19 protein-coding genes are annotated in these 21,822 nt (G+C 68.3%); 8 read left to right on the top strand and 11 right to left on the bottom strand.

The window, feature by feature from the left end:
- Positions 1–7 precede the first annotated feature (7 nt).
- The gene (gene ruvA / locus BPET_RS04565; RefSeq protein ID WP_012247916.1) at positions 8–580 is read left to right on the top strand and encodes a Holliday junction branch migration protein RuvA; all 573 of its coding nucleotides are present in this window, start codon (positions 8–10) and stop codon (positions 578–580) included.
- 13 nt (positions 581–593) lie between these two features.
- Here the strand turns inward: ruvA and BPET_RS04560 are convergent, their stop codons facing one another.
- Positions 594–1,514: a complex I NDUFA9 subunit family protein gene (locus BPET_RS04560; RefSeq protein ID WP_012247915.1), complete on the bottom strand. Its 921-nt coding sequence runs from the start codon at positions 1,512–1,514 to the stop codon at positions 594–596.
- Between the two features lie 73 nt (positions 1,515–1,587).
- Positions 1,588–2,553 (bottom strand): threo-3-hydroxy-L-aspartate ammonia-lyase, encoded by a 966-nt coding sequence (locus BPET_RS04555; protein ID WP_012247914.1) that lies wholly within the window; start codon positions 2,551–2,553, stop codon positions 1,588–1,590.
- 566 nt (positions 2,554–3,119) lie between these two features.
- Here BPET_RS04555 and ruvB point away from each other — a divergent pair.
- Positions 3,120–4,181 (top strand): Holliday junction branch migration DNA helicase RuvB, encoded by a 1,062-nt coding sequence (ruvB, locus tag BPET_RS04550; RefSeq protein ID WP_012247913.1) that lies wholly within the window; start codon positions 3,120–3,122, stop codon positions 4,179–4,181.
- Positions 4,182–4,237: 56 nt separating this feature from the next.
- Here the strand turns inward: ruvB and recQ are convergent, their stop codons facing one another.
- The gene (gene recQ, locus BPET_RS04545) at positions 4,238–6,052 is read right to left on the bottom strand and encodes a DNA helicase RecQ (RefSeq protein ID WP_012247912.1); all 1,815 of its coding nucleotides are present in this window, start codon (positions 6,050–6,052) and stop codon (positions 4,238–4,240) included.
- A gap of 78 nt (positions 6,053–6,130) precedes the next feature.
- Positions 6,131–7,534, bottom strand: a complete 1,404-nt coding sequence (locus tag BPET_RS04540) for a fimbrial protein (protein WP_331386524.1) — start codon at positions 7,532–7,534, stop codon at positions 6,131–6,133.
- 165 nt (positions 7,535–7,699) lie between these two features.
- On the opposite strand from BPET_RS04540, the gene BPET_RS04535 reads away from it, so the two are divergent.
- Positions 7,700–8,401: a response regulator gene (locus tag BPET_RS04535; RefSeq protein ID WP_012247910.1), complete on the top strand. Its 702-nt coding sequence runs from the start codon at positions 7,700–7,702 to the stop codon at positions 8,399–8,401.
- Between the two features lie 13 nt (positions 8,402–8,414).
- Positions 8,415–9,914 (top strand): sensor histidine kinase RisK, encoded by a 1,500-nt coding sequence (gene risK / locus BPET_RS04530; protein ID WP_012247909.1) that lies wholly within the window; start codon positions 8,415–8,417, stop codon positions 9,912–9,914.
- Positions 9,915–9,966: 52 nt separating this feature from the next.
- Here risK and BPET_RS04525 read toward each other — a convergent pair whose 3' ends face one another.
- Complete coding sequence (locus BPET_RS04525; RefSeq protein ID WP_012247908.1) at positions 9,967–11,001, bottom strand: cytochrome d ubiquinol oxidase subunit II; 1,035 nt, start codon at positions 10,999–11,001, stop codon at positions 9,967–9,969.
- Positions 10,998–12,341: a cytochrome ubiquinol oxidase subunit I gene (locus tag BPET_RS04520; protein ID WP_012247906.1), complete on the bottom strand. Its 1,344-nt coding sequence runs from the start codon at positions 12,339–12,341 to the stop codon at positions 10,998–11,000. The genes BPET_RS04525 and BPET_RS04520 overlap by 4 nt, the downstream gene beginning before the upstream one ends.
- A 118-nt stretch (positions 12,342–12,459) precedes the next feature.
- Here BPET_RS04520 and BPET_RS04515 point away from each other — a divergent pair, with 118 nt between their 5' ends.
- From BPET_RS04515 to minE, 4 genes are all read left to right on the top strand, one after another.
- Positions 12,460–14,223, top strand: a complete 1,764-nt coding sequence (locus tag BPET_RS04515) for a glutamine--tRNA ligase/YqeY domain fusion protein (protein WP_041863518.1) — start codon at positions 12,460–12,462, stop codon at positions 14,221–14,223.
- Between the two features lie 13 nt (positions 14,224–14,236).
- A complete protein-coding gene (gene minC / locus BPET_RS04510; RefSeq protein WP_012247905.1) occupies positions 14,237–15,070 on the top strand; it encodes a septum site-determining protein MinC in 834 nt (277 codons plus the stop codon).
- Between the two features lie 109 nt (positions 15,071–15,179).
- Positions 15,180–15,995, top strand: coding sequence for a septum site-determining protein MinD (gene minD / locus BPET_RS04505; RefSeq protein ID WP_012247904.1), 816 nt, complete (start codon positions 15,180–15,182; stop codon positions 15,993–15,995).
- 3 nt (positions 15,996–15,998) lie between these two features.
- The gene (gene minE / locus BPET_RS04500; RefSeq protein WP_012247903.1) at positions 15,999–16,259 is read left to right on the top strand and encodes a cell division topological specificity factor MinE; all 261 of its coding nucleotides are present in this window, start codon (positions 15,999–16,001) and stop codon (positions 16,257–16,259) included.
- Between the two features lie 79 nt (positions 16,260–16,338).
- On the opposite strand, the gene BPET_RS04495 is transcribed toward minE, so the two are convergent.
- The 5 genes from BPET_RS04495 to BPET_RS04475 form a co-directional block, all read right to left on the bottom strand.
- Entirely contained in the window at positions 16,339–17,142 is an 804-nt protein-coding gene (locus BPET_RS04495; RefSeq protein ID WP_012247902.1) for an SDR family NAD(P)-dependent oxidoreductase, read from the bottom strand.
- A 33-nt stretch (positions 17,143–17,175) separates the two neighbouring features.
- Positions 17,176–18,495 carry a TRAP transporter large permease gene (locus BPET_RS04490; RefSeq protein WP_012247901.1) on the bottom strand — a complete coding sequence of 440 codons (1,320 nt, stop codon included), beginning with the start codon at positions 18,493–18,495 and terminating at the stop codon, positions 17,176–17,178.
- Between the two features lie 23 nt (positions 18,496–18,518).
- Positions 18,519–19,067 (bottom strand): TRAP transporter small permease, encoded by a 549-nt coding sequence (locus BPET_RS04485; RefSeq protein WP_012247900.1) that lies wholly within the window; start codon positions 19,065–19,067, stop codon positions 18,519–18,521.
- Between the two features lie 78 nt (positions 19,068–19,145).
- Positions 19,146–20,237, bottom strand: coding sequence for a C4-dicarboxylate TRAP transporter substrate-binding protein (locus BPET_RS04480; protein ID WP_012247899.1), 1,092 nt, complete (start codon positions 20,235–20,237; stop codon positions 19,146–19,148).
- Between the two features lie 53 nt (positions 20,238–20,290).
- Positions 20,291–21,820, bottom strand: coding sequence for a class I adenylate-forming enzyme family protein (locus BPET_RS04475; protein ID WP_041862703.1), 1,530 nt, complete (start codon positions 21,818–21,820; stop codon positions 20,291–20,293).
- Between the last annotated feature and the right edge of the window lie 2 nt (positions 21,821–21,822).

Here is a 21,822-nt window from a genome sequence, read left to right as displayed (position 1 = left end):
CCGCACCATGATCGGACGCATCACCGGAACGTTGATCGAGAAACTGCCGCCCACCATCTGCGTGGACGTCAATGGCCTGGGCTATGACATCGAGGTGCCCATGAGCACCTTGTATGCCCTGCCCGAGCTCGGCGCGCGGGTCACCCTGCATACGCACCTGACGGTGCGCGAAGACGCGCACATTTTGTACGGCTTCGCCACAGCGGCCGAGCGCGGCGCGTTCCGCGAGCTGATCAAGGTCAGCGGCATCGGCGCGCGCACCGCGCTGTCGGTACTGTCGGGCCTGTCGGTCAGCGACCTGGCGCAGGCCATCACGCTGCAGGAGTCGGGCCGCCTGACGCGCGTGCCCGGCATCGGCAAGAAAACGGCTGAACGCCTGTTGCTGGAAATGCGCGGCAAACTGGGCGCCGACATCGGCGCCACGGCGCACGCGGTGCCCGACAGCCAGACCGACATCCTGAATGCCCTGCTGGCCCTGGGATATTCCGACAAGGAATCGCAGGCGGCGCTGAAGAAACTGCCCGAAGGCACCGGGGTGTCCGAGGGCATCCGGCTGGCGCTGAAAGCGCTGGTGCGGTAACGGCGCCGGCGGGTCAGCGCCCCGCTTTCAAGTACCCGGGCACGACTGCTTCCATGCTGGTGGGCACGATGCCCAGTTCAGGGTCCAGGGGCGCCGAGCAGACGTTGTCGACCGCAAGCGACGCCAGGTTGTCGCGCGAAATGAGCGGATCGCCCGGCAGGCACTCGAAAAACAAGGCCTGTAGGCGGCCGAGGCCCATGGGCAGGGGCAGCACGGTGCGCGGATGGCCGCTCCAGGCGGCGCACAGGCGGACGATTTCGCCCAGCGTGTACACCTGCGGCCCGCCCAGATCGTAGACGCGGCCCGCGGTGTGCGGGTTGCCCAGCGCCGCTTCAGCCGCGAAGGCGATGTCGCTGACACTGATGGGCTGCATGCGCGCGTCGGCCCCGGCCAGCGGAATGACCGGCAGCCAGCGCGCCAGGCGGGCGAACAAGGTGGTGAGGTGGTCGTCGGGCCCGAACACGACCGAAGGCCGGAAGATGGTGCAGGCGCCTTCGGGCCAGGCCGCATAGGCTTCGCGCAGGGCGGCTTCGCCGTCGCCCTTGGAACGCAGGTACATGCTGGGGCCGGAGGAATCGGCGCCCAGGGCGCTGACGTGCAGCAGGCGCCGCACGCCGTGGCGGCGGCAGGCCTGGGCAATGCGCTGCGGCAATTGGACGTGGACGCGCGCAAAGCCGGCGCCATAAGGCTGGCCGCGACCGCCGTGCAGGATGCCCGCCAGGTTGATGACGGCATCGCATTCGCGCAGCAGGCGGTCGAGCACGGCGTCGTCGTGCACGTCGGCTTCGACCAGGGTAAGTGTGGGGAGTAGTTGCAGGTCGCGTCCGCGACCGTATTGGCGCGTGGGGACGATAAGAACATGGCCGTGGCCCGCCAGCCGCGCCGCCATATGCCGGCCCAGGAAACCGGTACCGCCGATCAGCAGGATACGCATTGCCGCTACCCCAGTACTGAAGTGCCAGTAAGGGCATTCTGCCTTGCGGCGCAGCCGGCCGCAAGGGCACGGATCAAGCCGCCAGCAGGCGCGCGTAGTTGGCCAGATCGACGTTGCCGCCGCTGATGATGACGCCCACTCGCTTGCCCGGCACCGCGATGGCCTGGTGCAGCACCGCGGCGGTAGACAGGCAGCCGGTAGGCTCGACCACCATTTTCATGCGTTCGGCGAAGAACTTCATGGTGTCGACCAGTTGCGCGTCGGTGACGGTGACGATGTCCGTGACCCGCTGCTGGATCACGGGAAAGGTCAGTTGCCCCAGGTGCGTGGTGACGGCGCCGTCGGCCAGCGACTTGGGCGTGGCGATGCGCACGATTTCCCCTTTGCGCAGCGACTGCTGCCCATCGTTGCCGGCCTCGGGCTCGACGCCGTACACGGCGCAACCCGGACTGAGGGCATGGGCCGACAGGGCCGAGCCGGCCAGCAGCCCGCCGCCGCCCAGGCAGACGAACAAGGCGTCGAGCGGGCCGACTTCTTCGAACAGCTCTTTGGCGGCGGTGCCCTGCCCGGCGATCACGTCGCCGTGGTCGTAAGGCGGAATCAGCGTGGCGCCGGTCTCGGCCTGCACGCGCCGCGCGACGGCTTCGCGGTCATCGGTATAGCGGTCGTAGGTAATGACCTGGCCGCCGTAGCCTTCCGTGGCGGCGCGCTTGGCCGCCGGCGCGTCGTTCGGCATGATGATGGTGGCGCGCACGCCCAGCAGGCGCGCGGCCAGCGCAATGGCCTGCGCATGGTTGCCCGACGAGAACGTCACCACCCCGGCCTCGCGCTGCGACGGACTCAGGCGCGCGATGGCGTTGTAGCCGCCGCGAAACTTGAAAGCGCCCATGCGCTGGAAGTTTTCGCACTTGAAGAACACCTGGGCGCCGGTGCGGGCATCGGCGGTGGACGAGGTCAGCACCGGCGTGCGGTGGGCGACGCCGGCCAGGGTTTCGCTGGCGCGGACAACGTCGTCGTAAGTGGGCAGTGCGGGGGCCATGACGGGGTCCTTCAAGGATGATCGGGAACGGGTGCATGATATCGCCAGTTGTGGCGGGATGCTTGCATGGGGGTGGGGGCTTGCTGGATTGGGTTCTTCAGGCGCCTTGTCGTGGCGGGGGCTGGGCCGGGCGAAGCCCCCGCCACGACAAGGCTCGCGTGTTTGCAATTCGGGACAAGACAGCGCCAGAGTGTGTTTTATGGCAAATGACGTGGCTTCGGCCTTACGGATGATCGCGTAGCGACTCCTCGCACAGGCGCGGCCCCTGCGAAATACGATTTGTAGTCGGCGCCCCGAACCACCCCGGTGCAGTCCCGCGGCGAGCGGGCGGGCGGGGGCGGCGCGTTGGGCGGCGGGGAAGCCTGCGCAGCAGGCCGAGGGCGCGTGGTTGCGCCCGAGCCCGACGCACGGGCGCCGCCCCCGCCCGCTCGCTCGCCGCGGGACGGGGCCAGGAACCCACCTCCGGCAACACCGACAATCACCGTTTCCACCCTCCCCCCCGTGGTGTACGATGCACCTCGCTGGCACCCGCTTTTTCTTGTCTCCCGCCAGCCTCATTCCCGACCATGGCCATCCAGTCCGACTCGCTTTCCTCTTTGCCCGACGCTCCTCGCCTGGTGACTCCGCAACCGGTGTCGCCCAACGAAGAATCCATCGAACGCGCGCTGCGCCCCAAGGCGCTGCAGGAATACGTCGGCCAGCAGCGGGCCCGCGAACAGCTCGAAATTTTCATCGCGGCCGCGCGCAAGCGCGGCGAGGCGCTGGACCACGTGCTGCTGTTCGGCCCGCCGGGGCTGGGCAAAACCACGTTGGCCCACATCATTGCCCACGAAATGGGTGTGCAGCTGCGCCAGACCTCCGGCCCCGTGCTCGAACGCCCGGGCGATCTCGCCGCGCTGCTGACCAACCTGGAAAAAAACGACGTCCTGTTCATCGACGAAATCCATCGTCTGTCGCCGGTCGTCGAAGAAATCCTGTATCCGGCGCTGGAAGACTTCCAGATCGACATCCTGATCGGCGAAGGCCCGGCCGCGCGCAGCGTCAAGCTCGACCTGCAACCCTTCACCCTGGTTGGCGCCACCACCCGCGCCGGCATGCTCACCAACCCCCTGCGCGACCGCTTCGGCATCGTGTCGCGCCTGGAGTTCTACAACGCCGATGACCTGGCGCGCATCGTCACGCGCAGCGCCGGCCTGCTGCAGGCCGAAATCACGCCCGACGGCGCCGCCGAAGTGGCGCGCCGGTCACGCGGCACGCCGCGCATCGCCAACCGCCTGCTGCGGCGCGTACGCGACTACGCCCAAGTGAAATCGCACGGCACCATCGATGCCGACTCGGCCGGCCGCGCGCTGGCCATGCTGGAAGTCGACCCGCAAGGCCTCGACCTGATGGACCGCAAGCTGCTGGAAGCCATCATTCACAAATTCGACGGCGGCCCGGTGGGCGTGGACAGCCTGGCGGCGGCCATCGGCGAAGAGCGCGACACCATCGAAGACGTCATCGAACCGTACCTGATCCAGCACGGCTATCTGCAGCGCACGCCGCGCGGCCGCATGGCCACCCAGACCACCTGGCGGCACCTGGGCCTGGCGCCCCCTTCGGGCAGCGGCGATCTGTTCAACAAATAGCGCGCCGCGTATTGGCCCGCGCCCGGCTTTGCAGGCGCCTCGCGCCTGACGCCGGATCACGCCACCAGCCGCAGGATGTCGTCGCCGTAGGCTTCCAGTTTGCGCGCGCCCACGCCATTGATGTGGCCAAGCTCGTCCATCGACCCCGGCCGGGCCAGGGCAATTTCGCGCAGCGTGGCGTCATGGAAAATCACGTAGGCCGGCACGCCATGGCTCTTGGCGACCTCCCCGCGCCAGTTGCGCAGGGCGTCGAACAGCGGCTGGGCGTCGGGCGGCAATTCGATGACGGCCGCGCGCGCCCGGCCGCCCGACTTGCCGGCGCGGGCTTTTTTCTCGGACTCGCGCCGCAGCATGAGTTGCCGTTCGCCTTTCAGCACGGCGCGGCTGCCTTCGGTCAGGGCCAGGGTGCCGTAGCCCTCGTGGTCTACCATCAGCAGCCCTTGCGCCAGCAACTGCCGCAGCACGCCGCGCCAGGCGGCTTCGGAAAGATCGGCGCCCACGCCGAACACGCTGAGCGTCTCGTGCCCATGCTGGCGGGTGCGCTCGGTTTCCTTGCCGCGCAGAATATCGATGATGTGGCCCGCGCCGTAGCGCTGTCCGCGCTCTTTCCACAGGCGGTACACGGCCGACAGCACCTTCTGTGCCGCCACCGTGCCATCCCATGACTGCGGCGGTTCAAGGCACACGTCGCAATTGCCGCAAGCCGTGATGGTCTGGCCGAAATAAGCCAGCAGGCGCACCCGCCGGCACTCGACGGTTTCGCACAGGCCCAGCATGGCGTCGAGCTGCTGGCCCAGCCGGCGGCGGTAGGCCTCGTCGCCCGGCGATTCGTCGATCATGCGGCGCTGCTGCACGACGTCTTGCAGGCCATAGGCCAGCCAGGCCGTGGCCGGCAAGCCGTCGCGGCCCGCGCGCCCGGTTTCCTGGTAGTAGCCCTCGACCGACTTGGGCAGGTCGATATGCGCCACGAACCGCACGTCGGGCTTGTCGATGCCCATGCCGAACGCGATGGTCGCCACCATGACGATGCCGTCTTCGCGCAGAAAGCGCGACTGGTTGCGGGCCCGCACGGCCGCGCTCAGGCCGGCGTGGTACGGCAAGGCATTGATGCCGTTCTGGCACAGGAAATCGGCGGTTTCCTCGACGCGGGCGCGCGACAGGCAATACACCACGCCCGAATCGCCTTCGTGCTCGGCGCGAATCAGGTCCAGCAACTGGCGCCGCACCTCGTTTTTCTCGACGATGCGGTAGCGGATGTTGGGCCGGTCGAAGCTGGCCACGAAATGGCGGGCCTGGTCCAGCGCCAGCCGCTGCGCGATCTCGACGCGCGTCGCGGCGGTGGCGGTGGCCGTGAGCGCGATGCGCGGCACATCGGGCCAGCGCTCGTGCAGCATCGACAGGCCCAGGTATTCGGGCCGGAAGTCGTGGCCCCATTGCGACACGCAGTGGGCCTCGTCGATGGCGAACAGCGCGATGCGGCCGCGTTCCAGCAACTGCAGGCAGCGGTCGGTCAGGAGCCGTTCGGGCGCGACGTACAACAGGTCGAGCCTGCCATCCAGGAAGGCCTGCTCGACATCGCGCGCCTCACGCCATTCCTGTGTCGAATTCAGGTAGGCCGCCCGCACGCCGAGCTCGGTCAGGGCGTCGACCTGGTCTTGCATCAGCGCGATGAGGGGGGACACCACCACCCCGGTGCCTTCGCGCACCAGCGCCGGCACCTGGTAGCACAGCGATTTGCCGCCGCCCGTGGGCATCAGCACCAGGGCGTCGCCGCCACCGATGACGTGCTCGACGATGGCCTGCTGGTCGCCGCGGAAGGATTCGTAGCCAAAAACGCGCTGCAGGACGCCCTGGGCGCGTGGGTCAGACATGGGAAGTAGCCGAAAGCATCATGGCGGCGATTTTAAGCCCCATTGCCGAAGCCGGGGCCGCCCTGCGCGCGAACCGCGCTACCACGGCAGCCAGCGGCCGCGCATGAAGGCGTCCACCGGCATGGTGACGCCGGCGCGCATTTCATAGTCGCCCGTCACCACGTCGCGATCGGCGCCGACCGCCAGGCGCACGCTGGGCGCGATCAGCATGCTGTGCTGCAGCCCGAAGCGCTGCTCGATGGGCTCGCCGGACTGGCGCAGCCCGCTGTAGGTGCCGGTAAGCGTGCCCCAGCCCATGATCGGCACGCCGGCCGCCAGGGTGTTGCGCATCTGCGGCGCGGCCGCCACGCCATTGCGATACTGGGCCAGGTCGCCGAACCCCGCGCCGATCTGTTCGTTGGTGACCGCCAGGCTGACGGACTCGAACAGGTTGACGTTGTAGCCGAAGCGATAGCGCCAGGCGTTGATGTCATCGAAGCTGCTCTGCGTGGCGCCGGCCTGGAACGTGCCCAGGTCGCCCGCCGAATACGTACTGCCCAGGCCCCGCGTGGACAGGTCGGGCGCGCTCTGCATCTGGCTTTCCAGGGTCAGCTCGGGGGTCAGGCCGTAGCGCAGGGTGCCGCTGCCGGCCGTGACGCCATAGTCGATGGCGCCGGACCGGGCCGCCATGTCGGTGTAGTTCAACACGCCCACCGTCGACGAATAAGCCAGGCGCCCTTGCGGCACGTGTTGTGTCCCGCCGGCCCAATCGGCGATCTGCAATCCGCCGATGGGCACGGCACTGCCCCAGATGGGCGCGTTGGCGGTCAGGTTGCCCAGCGCCACTGTCGGACCGGCGGAGGCGTGATAGACCCAGCGCCCGCCGCCGTACGAAAAGCCCTGTTGCGCGCCGACGGAGGAAAACCAGGGATTGGGAGGCTGCGCCATCCCGGTCACCACCATGACCGAGCCATGCGGCACCGGGTCGCGGGTTTCCAGGCCGAAGGCGTATTCCTGCCGGGGCGCCGGGGCCACATCGGGAAACAGGTTGGCGCATTGAATGGGCAGCGGCGCGGCCTCCGGGCCGGCATCCACCGGGGCATCTAACGTGCCGGTAGCGTCCGGGCCGGGCGGCCGCTGCGCGGCGTCGGGCAGGCTCGCGACGGGACGCAACGACGAATCGGTCAGGCCTTCGGCCGGTGTCAGCTGGCAGGGCATGGGATCGAGGTCGAGCTCGCGCGACTCGGGCCGGGCAACCGGTGCCACCGGCAAGGGCTGCGCCGGCGCCAGCACCGAAATGCCCTCGCGCGCCGCCCGCTCGATCTCGTTCCAGGCGTGGCGGGCCGGCGGCGGCGCCTGGGGGGTTTCGGCTGGCGCCTCGGTGGCGGGGCTGGCGGCCGGGGGTTCGAGCGTAGCGCAGGCGCCCAGGGCCATGTTGCCGGCAAGCAAGGCGGCCGACAGCGGGCGGGAGACCCGTTTGCGAGGCAAATTGCGCGAGGTCATGACACCGTACAGTGTAAAGACCGAAAGGCGAGGCATCTGTAAACGTCGTTGAACGGGCGCAAGGGGTTCCAACCGTATTTTAGTGAACCCGCGGCACGTCACGGTATATTTCAATCCATTTCTTGCCTCTTGCCGGCCGCCCCGTCCGCGGCCACTATGGCACCCATGGACACCCCTCACACCAAGCTGCTGGTCGTCGACGACGACCCCGCCCTGCGGCAGTTGCTGGCCGACTACCTCAACCGGCACGGCTACGACACCCTGCTGGCGCCCGACGCCAACGACCTGGCCGCCCGCATCGCGCGCTACGCGCCCGACCTGCTGGTGCTCGACCGCATGCTGCCGGGCGGCGACGGCGCCGACGCCTGCCGCCGCCTGCGCGAGCAGGGCGAAGACATCCCCGTCATCCTGCTGACCGCGCGCGACGAAGCGGTCGACCGCATCATCGGCCTGGAGGCCGGCGCCGACGACTACCTGGGCAAGCCCTTCGATCCGCGCGAACTGCTGGCCCGCATCGAGGCCGTGCTGCGCCGCAAGCGCGGGCCGTCGGCCCTGACCAAAGACGCGCCGGTCAGCTTCGGCCCCTTCGTGTTCGACCCGGCCATGCGGCAGTTGCTGCGCGACGGCGAGCCGGTCAAGCTGACCGGCGGCGAAATCAACCTGCTGGAAGCGCTGGTGCGCAATGCCGGCAAGCCCCTGTCGCGCGAGCGGCTGCTGGCGCTGGCGCGCGACGACGACAGCGGCGAACGCAACGACCGCGCCATCGACATCGCCATCCTGCGCCTGCGGCGCGCCATCGAAGACGACCCCAAGCAGCCGCGCTGGATCCAGACCGTATGGGGCATCGGCTACCGCTTCTCTCCCTGACCCGCCCCGCCGCATGAACCGCCTCACCCGCTTCCTGCTGCCACGCTCGCTGCGGGCGCGCCTGATCCTGCTCGTGCTGGGCGCCGTGCTGCTGGCCCAGGCCGCCACGCTGGCCACCGTGTCGTACTACCGCCAGAAATTCCTGGAAGACGTCGCCATCGGCTACATCGCTACCACCATCCGCACACTGCGGGCGGCGGTGTCGCAGATCCCGGCCGAAGATCGCGCCGAGTTCGTGCGCAATGCCTCGCAGAACCAGTGGCGGCTGTGGTCGCGCACCTTGCCGGCCGAAGCCCGGCTGCAGCGCCTGGACCGCCCGCCGCCCCCGCCGCGGCACGACGATGCCCGCCAGCCCGGCGGCGACGCCGCCCCCGACCCCGCCGACCAAGAGCGCGAACGCGAGGCGCGGCGCCAGCGGTTTCGCGCCATGCACGAGAACGCGCCCGACGACATCCGGCGCGACCTGCGCGGGCCCATCCGCGAACTGAATGACCGCCTCAACGATGGCACCCGGGTGGCGCTTTCGCACGGACCTGACCCGGAAATCTTCATCTCGCTGGCCCGCAACCCCGACACCGAAGACGCGCCGCGCCTGCGCGAATGGCTGGTCATCCCGCTAGACCGCCTCGACCCGCCGGTGGCCACGCCCCTGGTGGCCGTCTGGTTGGGCGGCCTGGGCCTGGTGCTGCTGCTGGCCGCGGGGTTTTCCTGGCACATTACCCGGCCCCTGACCGGATTGGCCGAGGCCGCCGACCGCCTGGCGGCCGGACAGCCGCAGCGCGTGCAGCCGTCGGGGCCCAGCGAGACCCGCGCCCTGGGCGAGCGCTTCAATGCCATGCTCGACGCGCTGGCCGAATCCGAATCGGTGCGCCGCACCCTGCTGTCGGGCCTGCCGCACGATCTCAAGGGGCCGCTGTCGCGCATGTGGCTGCGCATCGAAATGGCCGACGATCCCACCCTGAAAGAAGGCCTGCGCAAAGACCTCCAAGACATGCAGCACATGGTGGACCAGTTCATCGGGTTTGTGCGCGGCACCGACCCGGCCGCCTACCGCTATGCGCCGCTGGACCTGCCCGCGTGGCTGGCCGAGCGGGTGGGCGGCTGGCAAAGCACTGGCACGTCGGTCAACCTGGACATGTCCGATGACAGCCTCACCGTGCAAGGCGATGCCGTGGCGCTGGGCCGGCTGCTCGACAACCTGATCGGCAACGCCCTGCACCACGGCGAACCGCCGGTGGATGTCAGTTTGCGCCGCGAAGGCGGCATGGCGATGCTCGACGTGGCCGACCACGGCCGCGGCATCGCGCCCGAACGCCGCAGCGAGGCGTTGCGCCCCTTTGCCCGGCTGGACGATGCCCGCACCCGCACCGGCAATGTCGGCCTGGGACTGGCCCTGGCCGAAGCCATCGCGCGGGCGCACGGCGGCCAACTGGCCTTGCTGCAGGCCGACAGCGGCGGCCTGCTGGTGCGCATTACCCTGCCACTGGTGGCCGAGCAGCACAACGCTGCCTGATACCCATCGCGCGAAAGCCGGGCGCCTGGAGCATCGGACGGCCGCGCCGCATTTACGGGGCCGCGCGGCGCTCTTTGCCGAATACCGAGCGGTAGGCCAGCAGGTTGAAGATCAGCACCACCGGCACGCCTATGACGGCGCCGGCCAGCACCAGCCGCATCGAGCCGATCGAGGCCGTGCCGTCCCACAGGGTCATGTCGTCCAGGATCAGGTACGGAAACAGGCTGTACGCCAGGCCGGCCAGCATCAGCAGGTACAGCACCACGCACAGCACGAACGGCAGCCGGCTGTTGAGCTCGCCCCGCCCTGGCACGCGGGCCAGCAACATCTCAACGCTGGAAAAGCACAGCAGCATCAAGGCCCACACCACCACGGCCACGGCCAGGCCGCCGGGATTGCTCCATTTGTAGAAAATGCCGGCGTTGGCCAGCCCCAGCATCACCGCCGTGGCGACCATGCCGACGGCGGTCCAGCGGATGGCGTGGCGCCCCCAGCGCGCGGCGCGGCGCTGCAGGTCGCCTTCGACGCGCATGACCAGCCAGGCGGCGCCCAGCAACACATAGGCGGCAACGGCGCATAACCCCATCAGCATGGCGAACCAGCCGTAGCCGGCATCCGTCTGGTAGCCGGTGGCGATGCGCCCGAGGATCATGCCCTGCCCGAAAGCCGTGGCCACCGACCCCAGCCAGAATCCGAAGATCCAGCGCGGCTTGAGCTCGGCGCGGGCGCGGATGCGGAATTCGAACGACACGCTGCGCAGCACCAGGCCCAGCGCCATCAGCGCCAGCGGACCATAAAGCTTGCCGAAGATCACGCCCCAGGCCAGCGGAAATGCCGAGGCAAACAGCCCGATGCCCAGCAGCGGCCAGAACTCGTTGGCGTCGCGCCAGGGGCTGAGCAGCGTCATCATGCGGCCGCGCTGGTCGGCCGGCGCCAGCGGCAGCAGCATGCCCACCCCCAGGTCGAAGCCGTCGAGCACAATGCCGCCGGCGATCAGCAGGAACAACAGGCCCATGAAGACCAGCGGCATCCAGAAGGTGGGATCGTTGGCGTTCACGCCCAACGAAGCGGCCAGCATGTCGATCATTGGGGCGATCCTCCGGGTTTGCGCACCGGCACCACGCCGTAGCGGGCCGCGTGGAACAGCATGCCGTTAAACGCCGCCAGCAGCAGCCCGTACAGCACCAGGTAGCCGGCCAGGCTGGCCGCCAGGGTGGGCGTGCTGGTGACGCCCAGCACCTCGGTCTGGGTAATGGCGGCATTGACCGCGTATGGCTGCATGCCCACCAGCGAAAACACGCCGCCGGCCAGCACGGTCAACCCGCCGGCATACAGCATGCCCACGATCACGCGCAGCCACCACGCCGGCAACTGGGCCGGGTCCAGGCCGCGCCGCGCGGTCAGCGCCAGCGTTACGCAAGACACCAGCAGCATCGCCGCGCCCAGCAGCAGCGCCACGCGCAGCGCCCAGAACGTCAGCGCCACCGGGGGCCGCATGCCCGAGAATTTGTCCAGGCCCTGGTACACGCCCTGCGCATCGCGTCCCAGCCACGCGCCGCCCGCGCCCGGCAGCGCCAGCGCGGCGCGGTTGGCCTGGGCCCGGGCATCGGGCCAGCCGAACAGTGTCCAGCCGGGCTCGGCGCCGCTATGCCAGTAGCCGGCGGCAGCCGCCGCCTTGGCGGGCTGGTGCTCGGCCATGACCCGGCCGGCGCCGTCGAGCACGGGCGCCTGCAGCAGCGAGGCCGCCACCGCCACCACCAGCGCGGTCTTGAACGCGCAGCGCTCGCCATCGTCGAGCGGGCGCCGCAAGGCCTGCAGCGCGGTCACGCCCAGGATCAGGAAGGCCGCCGCCAGGGCCGACCACAGGGCCGTCAGCCCGAGGTTCCAGCCCAGCGACGGATTGAAGACGGCGGCGTACCAGTCGTACACCTGGTAGCGGGCGTCGATCAGGGTGGCGCCGGCCGGCGTCTGCACCCACGACTGCAGCGCCAGCACCCAGAACAGCGCCACGGCCTGCCCCACCGCCACCATGAACACGGCCAGGGTGTGGACGCGCTCGGACACCCGCCGCTGTCCGAACAGCATCACCCCCAGGAAACAGGACTTCAGGATGAACACCGACAGCACGCCGAACCCGATGAGGGGGCCGGCCACGTTGCCGATCTTGTCCATCAGGCCGGGCCACAGGCTGCCCACCTGGATCAGCACCGGCAGCGCGGCGGCCAGGGTCAGCACGAACGACAGGGCGAAAAAGCGCACCCAGAACCGGTACGCGGCGGTCCAGCCCGGCAGGCCGGTGCGGTGCGCGCGCAGCTTGAAGAACAGCAGCAACCAGGACAGAGCCAGCGCCAGGGCCATGAACAGGGCCAGGAAACTGAGGCTGGCGGTGAACTGGATGCGGGCCAGTAGCAGGGGGACAGTATCCATGATGGCCGGTAGTGTAGAGCCTGTTTTCGGAACGCGGGGAACGGGTTTGGACGGCATCGGGTGCGGACGTGGCAAAATTGACGCTTTGCTGCTGCCTTTTCCTCCTATTCCTTCGAGCATGACCACCGCCCCGACGCCGCCTGCCGCCACCAATTTCCTGCGCAACATCATCGAAGATGACCTGCGGGCCGACCGCTACCAGGGCAAGCGCTGGGCGGGCGCGCCCGGCCCCGCGTCGGTGCAGGCGCAGGGCGCCCCCGACCCGGCGCGCATCCGCACCCGGTTTCCGCCCGAGCCCAACGGCTATCTGCACATCGGCCATGCCAAGAGCATCTGCGTCAACTTCGGCCTGGCGCGCGACTTCGGCGGCGTCTGCCACCTGCGTTTCGACGACACCAACCCCGAGAAAGAAGACCAGGAATACGTCGATGCCATCATCGAGGCCGTGCACTGGCTGGGTTTTGACTGGAAAGCCGACGGCAACGACAACCTGTACTTCGCCAGCGACTACTTCGGCTTCATGTACGAATTCGCCCAGGCGCTGGTGCAGGCGGGCCACGCCTATGTCGACGAACAGTCGCCCGAGCAGATCCGCCTGAACCGCGGCACCCTGACCGAGCCCGGCGTGGCCTCGCCCTGGCGCGACCGCCCCGCCGCCGAATCGCTGGCGCTGCTGGCCGAAATGCGCGAGGGCAAGCATCCGGACGGCAGCCTGGTGCTGCGCGCCAAGATCGACATGGCCTCGCCCAACATCAACCTGCGCGATCCGGTCATGTACCGGGTGCGCCATGCCACGCACCACCGCACCGGCAACCAGTGGTGCATCTACCCCATGTACAGCTGGGCGCACCCGGTCGAAGACGCCCTGGAAGGCATCACGCACAGCATCTGCACCCTCGAATTCGAAGACCAGCGCCCGTTCTACGATTGGATCCTGGCGCGCCTGGCCGAGCTGGGCAAGCTGGCCCGGCCGCTGCCGCGCCAGTATGAATTCGCGCGCCTGAACCTCACCTACGTCGTCACCAGCAAGCGCAAGCTGCTGCAACTGGTGCGCGAAGGCTATGTCGACGGCTGGGACGACCCCCGCATGCCCACGCTGTTCGGCATGCGCCGGCGCGGCTATCCGCCGTCGGCCATCCGGCTGTTCTGCGACCGCACGGCGGTGTCCAAGTCCGACTCGCGCATCGAATACAGCCTGCTCGAACAAGCCGTGCGCGATGAGCTCGACCCCGGCTCGCCGCGCTCGGTGGCGGTGCTGGACCCGCTCAAGCTGGTCATCACCAACTACCCCGCCGGCCAGGAAGAACTCTGCTCCGCGCCGCGCAATCCGCACGACCCGGCGGCCGGCTCGCGCCAGTTCCCGTTCACGCGCGAGCTGTGGATCGAACGCGACGATTTCCGCGAAGAAGCGCCCAAGAAATACTTCCGCCTGTTCCCCGGCAACCTGGTGCGCCTGAAGTACGGCTACGTGGTGCGCTGCACCGGCTTCACCAAAGACGAATCCGGCCGGGTCACCGAGGTGCAGGCCGAATACCTGCCCGACACCAAGAGCGGAACCCCCGGCGCCGACAGCGTCAAGGTCAAGGGCAATATCACCTGGGTCAGTACCGCGCATGCGCTGCCGGCGCGCGTGCACCTGTACGACCGCCTGTTCGCCGACCCGCACCCCGACGCCGGCGACAAAGACTTCCTGGCCTGCCTGAACCCCGATTCGCGCCACACCGTCGACGCCTGGATCGAACCCGGCACGGCGATCGAGCCGGGCGCCACCTGGCAATTCGAGCGGCTGGGCTACTTCACGGTCGACAGCAAAGACTCCAAGCCGCAGGCGCCGGTGCTCAACCGCATCGTGACGCTGCGCGACTCCTGGGCCACGGCCTGATCTCCGTCCGACCATGACTACCGATTCCCTCGCCCTGGATTTCAAGAGCGCCACGCTGTATGCCATACGCGTGGTGCTGCACGACGCCGACCTCGACCGCCTGACCGCCGCGCTGGACCAGCGCATGGCCGACGCCGGCAGCTTCTTCGAGAACGAGCCGGTGGTGGTCGACGCCAGCCGGGTCGACGACCCGATCGACTGGCCCGCCCTGCTGGCGGCCCTGCGCGGCCACAACCTGCCGCCCATCGGCGTGGTGGCCGAAGGCGCCAACCTGGCGGCGGCCCAGGCGGCCGGCCTGGCGGCGGTAGAGCTATCCACCCCCCCGGCGCGCCCGGCGCCCGCCGTGGAAACGGCCCCGCCCAACGACGCGGCCACCCCCGTGCCGGCAGTGCCGGCCGCCGCCCTGGAAACCGGCGCCTCGGCGACCACGGGCAATGCCCCGGCTGAGCCCGCCCCGGCCGAGCCCGCCGCCCCGGCGGCGGCGCCCCAGCCGCCGGCTGTGCCCGCGCCGGCCTCGGCGCTGGTCATCACCAAGCCGCTGCGCTCGGGCCAGCGCGTCTATGCGCGCCACACCGACCTGGTCGTCATCGGCATGGTCAGCCAGGGCGCCGAAGTCATTGCCGACGGCAACGTGCACGTCTACGGCCCGCTGCGGGGCAAGGCGATGGCCGGCGCGCGCGGCGACACCTCGGCGCGCATCTTCACGACCCAGCTCGATGCCGAGCTGCTGGCCGTGGCCGGCGTGTACCGGGTGGTGGAAGACAAGCTCGACAGCACGCTGCATAACCAGCCCGCGCTGGTCTACCTGGACGGCGAGACGCTGCGGGTCGAGGCCTTGAAAAGATAGGTGGCCCGCGCTTGCGTGCCGCCACGATGTCTACATCTTGTAAGAAGCCTTACACGGGCTTTTTGCTTTACGATAACGCGATTTATACGAACATAAGGGTTAAACGGTCATGACACGTATTGTTGTGGTGACTTCCGGCAAGGGCGGGGTCGGCAAGACCACCACCAGCGCCAGTTTCTCATCCGGCCTGGCCATGCGCGGCCACAAAACCGCCGTCATCGACTTCGACGTCGGCCTGCGCAACCTGGACCTGATCATGGGCTGCGAACGGCGCGTCGTGTATGACTTCGTCAACGTGATCCAGGGCGAAGCCTCGCTGAAACAGGCGCTGATCAAGGACAAGCAGCTCGAAAACCTGTTCATCCTGCCGGCTTCGCAAACCCGCGACAAAGACGCCCTGACCCAGGAAGGCGTGGCCAAGGTCATCGAAGACCTGAAAGAAATGGGCTTTGACTACATCGTGTGCGATTCGCCCGCCGGCATCGAAACAGGCGCCCTGATGGCCGCCTATTTCGCCGACGACGCGCTGGTGGTCACCAACCCGGAAGTGTCGTCGGTGCGCGACTCCGACCGCATCCTGGGCATTCTGGCCGCCAAGTCGCGCCGCGCCATCGAAGGCGACGAGCCCGTCAAGGAATACCTGCTGCTCACGCGCTACAACCCGAAGCGCGTCAACGATGGCGAAATGCTGTCGCTGACCGACATCGAAGACATCCTGCGCATCAAGCTGATCGGCGTCATCCCCGAGTCTGAAGCGGTGCTGCAGGCCTCGAACCAGGGCCTGCCCGCCATCCACCTGCGCGACACCGACGTGGCCGAGGCCTACAAAGACGTGGTGTCCCGCTACCTGGGCGAAGAAAAGCCCCTGCGCTTCACCGACTACGAAAAACCCGGCCTGTTCAAGCGCCTGTTCGGAGGGAAGTAAGCAATGTCCTTCCTGTCGTTTCTGCTCGGCCAGAAAAAAACCTCGGCGGTCGTCGCCAAGGAACGCCTGCAAATCATTCTGGCGCACGAGCGCTCGGGCCGCGGCGCCTCGCCCGACTACCTGCCCCAGCTGCAGCAAGAGCTGGTCGCCGTCATTTCCAAGTACGTGAACATCAACCCTGACGACATCAAGGTGCACCTGGAACGCCAGGACACCCTTGAAGTCCTGGAAGTCAAGATCGAGATGCCGCAGAAAGAGGCCTGAGCGCGCGCATCGATGCACAACGCCCCTGGCAGCCGCGCTGCCAGGGGCGTTTTTTCTGGGCGGACGGCGCGGGCCGCGCTCAGTACTTCAGCGTAATGCCGCCGTCGACCACCAGCTCGATGCCCGTTACGTACCGGGACTCGTCGGAAGCCAGGTACAGCGCGGCGTGGGCCACGTCCCAGGCATCGCCCATGTGCCCCATGGGCACCTGGCTATCGCGTTCGCGCCACATGCCCTCGACATCGCCATCGGCGTACTCCGCGGCCAGGCCGGCCGCGTTTTCCACCATCGGCGTCTTCATCAGGCCCGGCAAGATCGCGTTGACGCGCACCTTGTCTTTGGCATATTCCACCGCCGTGGTCCGGGTCAGGTGGTTCATGGCGGCCTTCGTGGTGGAATACGTCACATACGGCACGCCCGTGTAGCGCAACGACGCGATGGACGAAATATTGATGATCGACCCGCCGCCCTGCTCCCGCATGGCGGGAATGAACTGCTTCATTGCCAGAAAGCAGCTTTTCAGATTGATGGCGTAAACGCGGTCCCATTCGCTTTCGTCGGTCTGGACCACGCCGCCCACGCTCAAGATGCCCACGTTGTTGTTCAGGATGTCGACCTTGCCGAAAGCCGCCACGGCCTCGCGCTGCACGGCCGCGATGTCGGCCAGTTGCGTGACGTCGGCGCGCAGCGCCAGCGCGCGCCCGCCCTCGCCTTCGATCAGGCGCGCGGTGTCCTGCGCGGCCTCGATGTTGATGTCTACGCACACCACGGCGGCCCCCTCGCGGGCGAACAGCACCGCAGCCGCCTTGCCGTTACCCCAGCCGGGCCCCACGGACCCTGCTCCCATCACCACCGCCGTCTTGCCTGCCAGTCGCCCTGCCATGTCTCTCGCTCCTTGTTGGTCCCGGCACGGTATTCATTTGCCGAGCATGTTTTCCGGCAGAAAAGTCACAATGGCCGGAAAGAAGAAAAGAATCAGCGTGGTGACGATTTCCATCGCCACGAACCACCACGCGCCCCGGAATATCTGGGTCAGCGACGTGCCGCGGTCTATGCCCGCGATGACGTATACGTTCAGGCCCATGGGAGGCGTGATCAGGCCGATTTCGCACATTTTCACGGCCAGGATGCCGAACCAGATGGGGTCGTAGCCCAGCGACACGACGGTCGGAAACATGATGGGCAACGTGATGACCAGCATCGAGAAGGCATCCAGGAACATGCCCAGCGGAAAATACACCGCCAGCAGCAGGAAAATCACGGCCAGGGGCGGCACGTCGGCATCGACCACCGCGGTGGCGATCAACTGGGGAATCTGCGCCAGGCTCAGGAAGTAGCTGAATATGCCCGCCCCGATCATGGTGAACAGGATCATCACCGTGGTCGTGATGGCCGAACGGCAGCTCTCGAGCAGCCGGGTCTTCAGGAAGGGCCGCGCCTGGCGCGAGGCCAGCAGCATCACGAACGCCGCAAACGCACCGACCGCGCCGGCTTCGGTGGGCGTCACGAAGCCCAGATAAATGCCCCCCAGCACCACGATGAACAACAGCAGCACCTGCCATGCGTCGGCCAGCGACGCAATGCGCCGGCCCCAGCGCTCGGCGGGCACGGTGGCCCCGGCGGCGCCCGTGGCGCGGCTGAGCACCCAGATGCCGGCCATGAACACCAAGGTGGATAGGATGCCCGGGACCACGCCGGCCACCAGCATCTTGCCCGCTGACACTTCGGTCAGCGCGGCATAGAAAATAAGCAGCACGCTGGGCGGTATCAGCACGCCCAGCACGCCGCCCGCGGCCACCGCGCCGGCGGACAGGCGGGGGTCGTACCCGGCCTTGCGCATCTCGGGGATGGCCACCGAGCCCACCGTGGCGGCCGTCGCCACGCTCGAGCCCGATGTGGCGGCAAAGCCGGCGCAGGTAAGAATGCTGGCCATGGCCAGGCCGCCCGGCCGATGCCCCACCCACTTGCGCGCCACACCGAACAGTTTCTGCCCCACGCCGGCATGATGGGCGAAAGCCCCCATCAGGATGAACAGCGGCACCACCGTCAGCAGGTAGGACGCCGACTGGTGATAGGAAAAGGCCTTCAGGCGGTTCAGTACGAAGCCCAGGTCTTCGATCATGACAATGCCGGCCACGCCCGCCAGGCCCAAGGCGGCGAACACCGGCGTGCCGATCGCCATCAAGACGAAGATCAGGCACGTTGCGACCGCGGTCGCGACAACGAAATCATCCATGGTTGTTTCCCCTGGCGCGCCCGTCAGGGCTCGATGCGAACGCCGGCGCCCGCCGTGGCTGTGGCAGGGCCCTGCGCGGGTTGGGCGGGTTGCCCCCGCAGCGCCACGTACAGTGTGTGAAAGGCAAGCTGCAGGAAGCCGAACCACAGCCCCACCGCCAGCACGATCTTGGCCCACCAGATCGGGAATTCGATGTACCCCCAGCGAAACTCCCGGATGGCGAACGAGTGCGCCGCGTCCTGCGTGGACGGCACCGCCAGGATCAGCAGCAACAGCGCGGCGAAGCCCCAGGAAAGCGTCTCGGCGATGCGCGCGGCCCAGGGCGGCATGCGCTCCACCAGCAAGGTGACCCGGATGTGCGCGTTGTCGAGCATGGTCCAGCCCAGGCCCAGGAACACCACCAGCACCATGCTGAGCTCGGCCAGTTCAAACACGCCGGAAATCGGCCGCCCCCATATCCCCCGGGCCGCCGCGTCCAGGGTGGTGCCCAGCATCAGGAACATCAGGAAAACCAGCGAGACGGCGCCGAACAGGTTCGATACCAATCTGAAGAAATTTTCGAGTTGCCGCATGCGGCCCTCCCATCAAGGTTGCGCCCGCGCGAGGCCCGCCCGCGCCCGGCGGGCGCGGGCGAGGGGCCCGGTGCCGGATCAGGCCTGCAGCGCGATTTCGGAAGGACGCAGCAGCGTGCCCTTGGCGTCGTGCTTGGCGATAGCCTGGTCGATCAGCGCCTGCATGCGCTTGCCGTCGATGCCGGCGGGCGCGGCCACGCTGTCGATCCAGTTGTTCACCTGCGCCGGCTGGATCAGCGCCTTGGCCGACTGCTTCTGCGCGTCGTCCAGCACATGGAACTTCACGCCTTCGCTCGTGGCCTTCTTTACGTAGTCGCGCAGCACCTTGTTCATGATGGTGGAATACTGGCCGCCGTAGATTTCGTCTACCAGTTCGTTGCAGGTGGCCTGCACCTGGGCCGGGAATGCGCCCCAGGCATCGACGTTGATGACCGTGGCAGCGGGCGCGTGCGGGCCGTCGCCGATGTCGGTGAAGTGCGGCGCGATTTCATGCAGCTTGTAGGCCACCGCCGTGATGAAGTCGAAACCATATACGCCGTCGAGCACGCCGCGTTCCAGCGCCGTGTACACCTCGGGCGCGGCCATGGGCACCGCCGTTCCGCCCAGGCGCTCGATGACGTCGGTGGCCACGCCGTAACCGCGGATGCGCTTGCCCTTGATGTCGTCCAGCGATTTGATCGGCGTGCGCGTGATCAGCGGCGCGTAGTTCCAGTTGGTCCAGTACATGACCTTGGCGCGGTGGCGCTTTTCCCATTCGTCGCGCAGCGGCTGGAATTCGCCGTACACGTCGCGGCACACCTGCAGCAGGGCGTCGGCCCGGTTCATGCGGAAGTACCATTCCAGGCCGCGCGTCACGGGCAGGTCGGCCTGGTAGTATCCCGGCGAGATCAGGCTCATTTCCGAGGTGTTGTCGCGCACCGCCGGCAGGTGTTCGCCCACCTTGTTCAGCGAGGCGGCCCAATAGCGGCGCACCTTCACGACCCCGCCGGAACGTTTTTCCAGCTGGTCCAGGAACCACCTGTCCAGCCACGACGGCCCGGCGGTCTCGGACACGTAGCTGTCGAACTTGAACGTGACCTTGTCCTTGGCATGCGCCACCCCGCCCAAGCCACCCAGTGCGCCGGCGCCCGCCAGCAGACCGCTGGCCTTGATGAATTCACGACGTTTCATGACTCCTCCTGATTATGGGCGCGTGGTTGCGCCTCGTATGACCCGCGACAGGTCTAAACCGCCAGGGCGCCCGATTTCGCGCGCGCCCGCAAATCCGTCTTGAGTATCTTTCCGTAGCTGTTCTTGGGCAGGTCGGCGCAGAACTCGTAGCGCCGGGGCTTCTTGAACGAGGCCATCTCGGCGCGGCACCAGGCCTCGAGCGCGGCCGCATCCAGGGGCTTGCCGCCCGGGCGGGCCACCACGAACGCCACCACCTCTTCGCCCCATTCCGGGTGCGGCGCACCGACCACCGCCACCTCGAATACGTCGGGATGGCGGGCGATGACTTCTTCGACCTCGCGCGGGTAGATATTGGTGCCGCCCGAGATGATCACGTCTTTCGAGCGATCGGTCAGCGTCAGGAAGCCGTCGTCGCTCAGGAACCCGATATCGCCCGTGCGCAGCCAGCCATCGGCCAGGGCCTGCCGGGACGCGGCTTCATTGCGCCAGTATCCGCTCATGACCGCCGGGCCGCGCGCCACGACCTCGCCGCATTCGCCGGCGGGCAGGTCGTTAAATGACGCGTCGACCACCCGCACTTCCATGCAGGACTGGGCCGTGCCCACCGAGGCGATGCGCTCGGCCCAGCGCGGCTGGCCGCGATCGGCAATGGCGTCTTTGCGCATCGCCGTGATGGTCATGGGGCTTTCGCCCTGGCCGTAGATTTGCGCCAGAACGGGGCCGAGCGCGTCCAGCGCCTGGACCAGGTCGGCGGCATACAGGGGCGCCCCGCCGCACACGATGGTGCGCAGCCCGGTGACGCGGGCGGGCGCCTCGCGGACCATGCGCTTGATCATGGTGGGCGCGGCGAACAGGCAGATGTCGCGCAGCTGGCGGGCCAGGTCGAAGATCTCGGTGCTGTCGAAGCCCCGCGATGCCGGCACCACGTGGCGCGCCCCGGCGCGCACGAACATGAAGTTGTACAGGCCCGCGCCATGCGACATGGGCGCCGCGTAAAGCCAGGCGTCGGCGGCCGACACGCTGTCGACGTCGTACGGGTAGCACAGCGCCATGGCGACGAGATTGTCGTGGCTGAGCATGACCCCTTTGGGCCGACCGGTGGTGCCCGACGTATAGAACAGCCAGGCCAGCGCGCCGGGCTCGACCGGCGCGGGCGCGCCGAACGCATCGGCCGCGCGCATCGCGGCCTCGAACTCGCTGGTATCCACTCCCAGTTCGCGGCATCCCTCGGGCAGCAGGCCAGGCTCGAACTGGCTGCCGGCGTCGGTGACCAGCAACGCGGCCTGGGCGTCGGCGGCGATCCAGGCTGCCTCTTTTACGTGCAGCTTGTAGTTGATGGGCACGATGACCGCGCCGGCCCACCATGCGGCGTACATGGCAACCAGGTACTCGACACGGTTCGGCATGTACAACGCAACGCGGTCGCCCGCACGCACGCCATGGCGGCTGACCATGGCGGCGCCCAGCGCCGCCGCGCGCGCGGCGAACTGGCGGTAATCGGCGCGGCACTCGGCGCCGTGGAACAGGGCCGGGGCGGCCGGGGTCTGCAAGGCCCGCGCATGGAGCCAATTGGCGACATTCATTG

The organism is Bordetella petrii, assembly GCF_000067205.1.
In the GTDB taxonomy this organism is placed as follows: domain Bacteria; phylum Pseudomonadota; class Gammaproteobacteria; order Burkholderiales; family Burkholderiaceae_B; genus Bordetella_A; species Bordetella_A petrii.
This window is presented reverse-complemented; position numbering and strand designations above follow the sequence as displayed.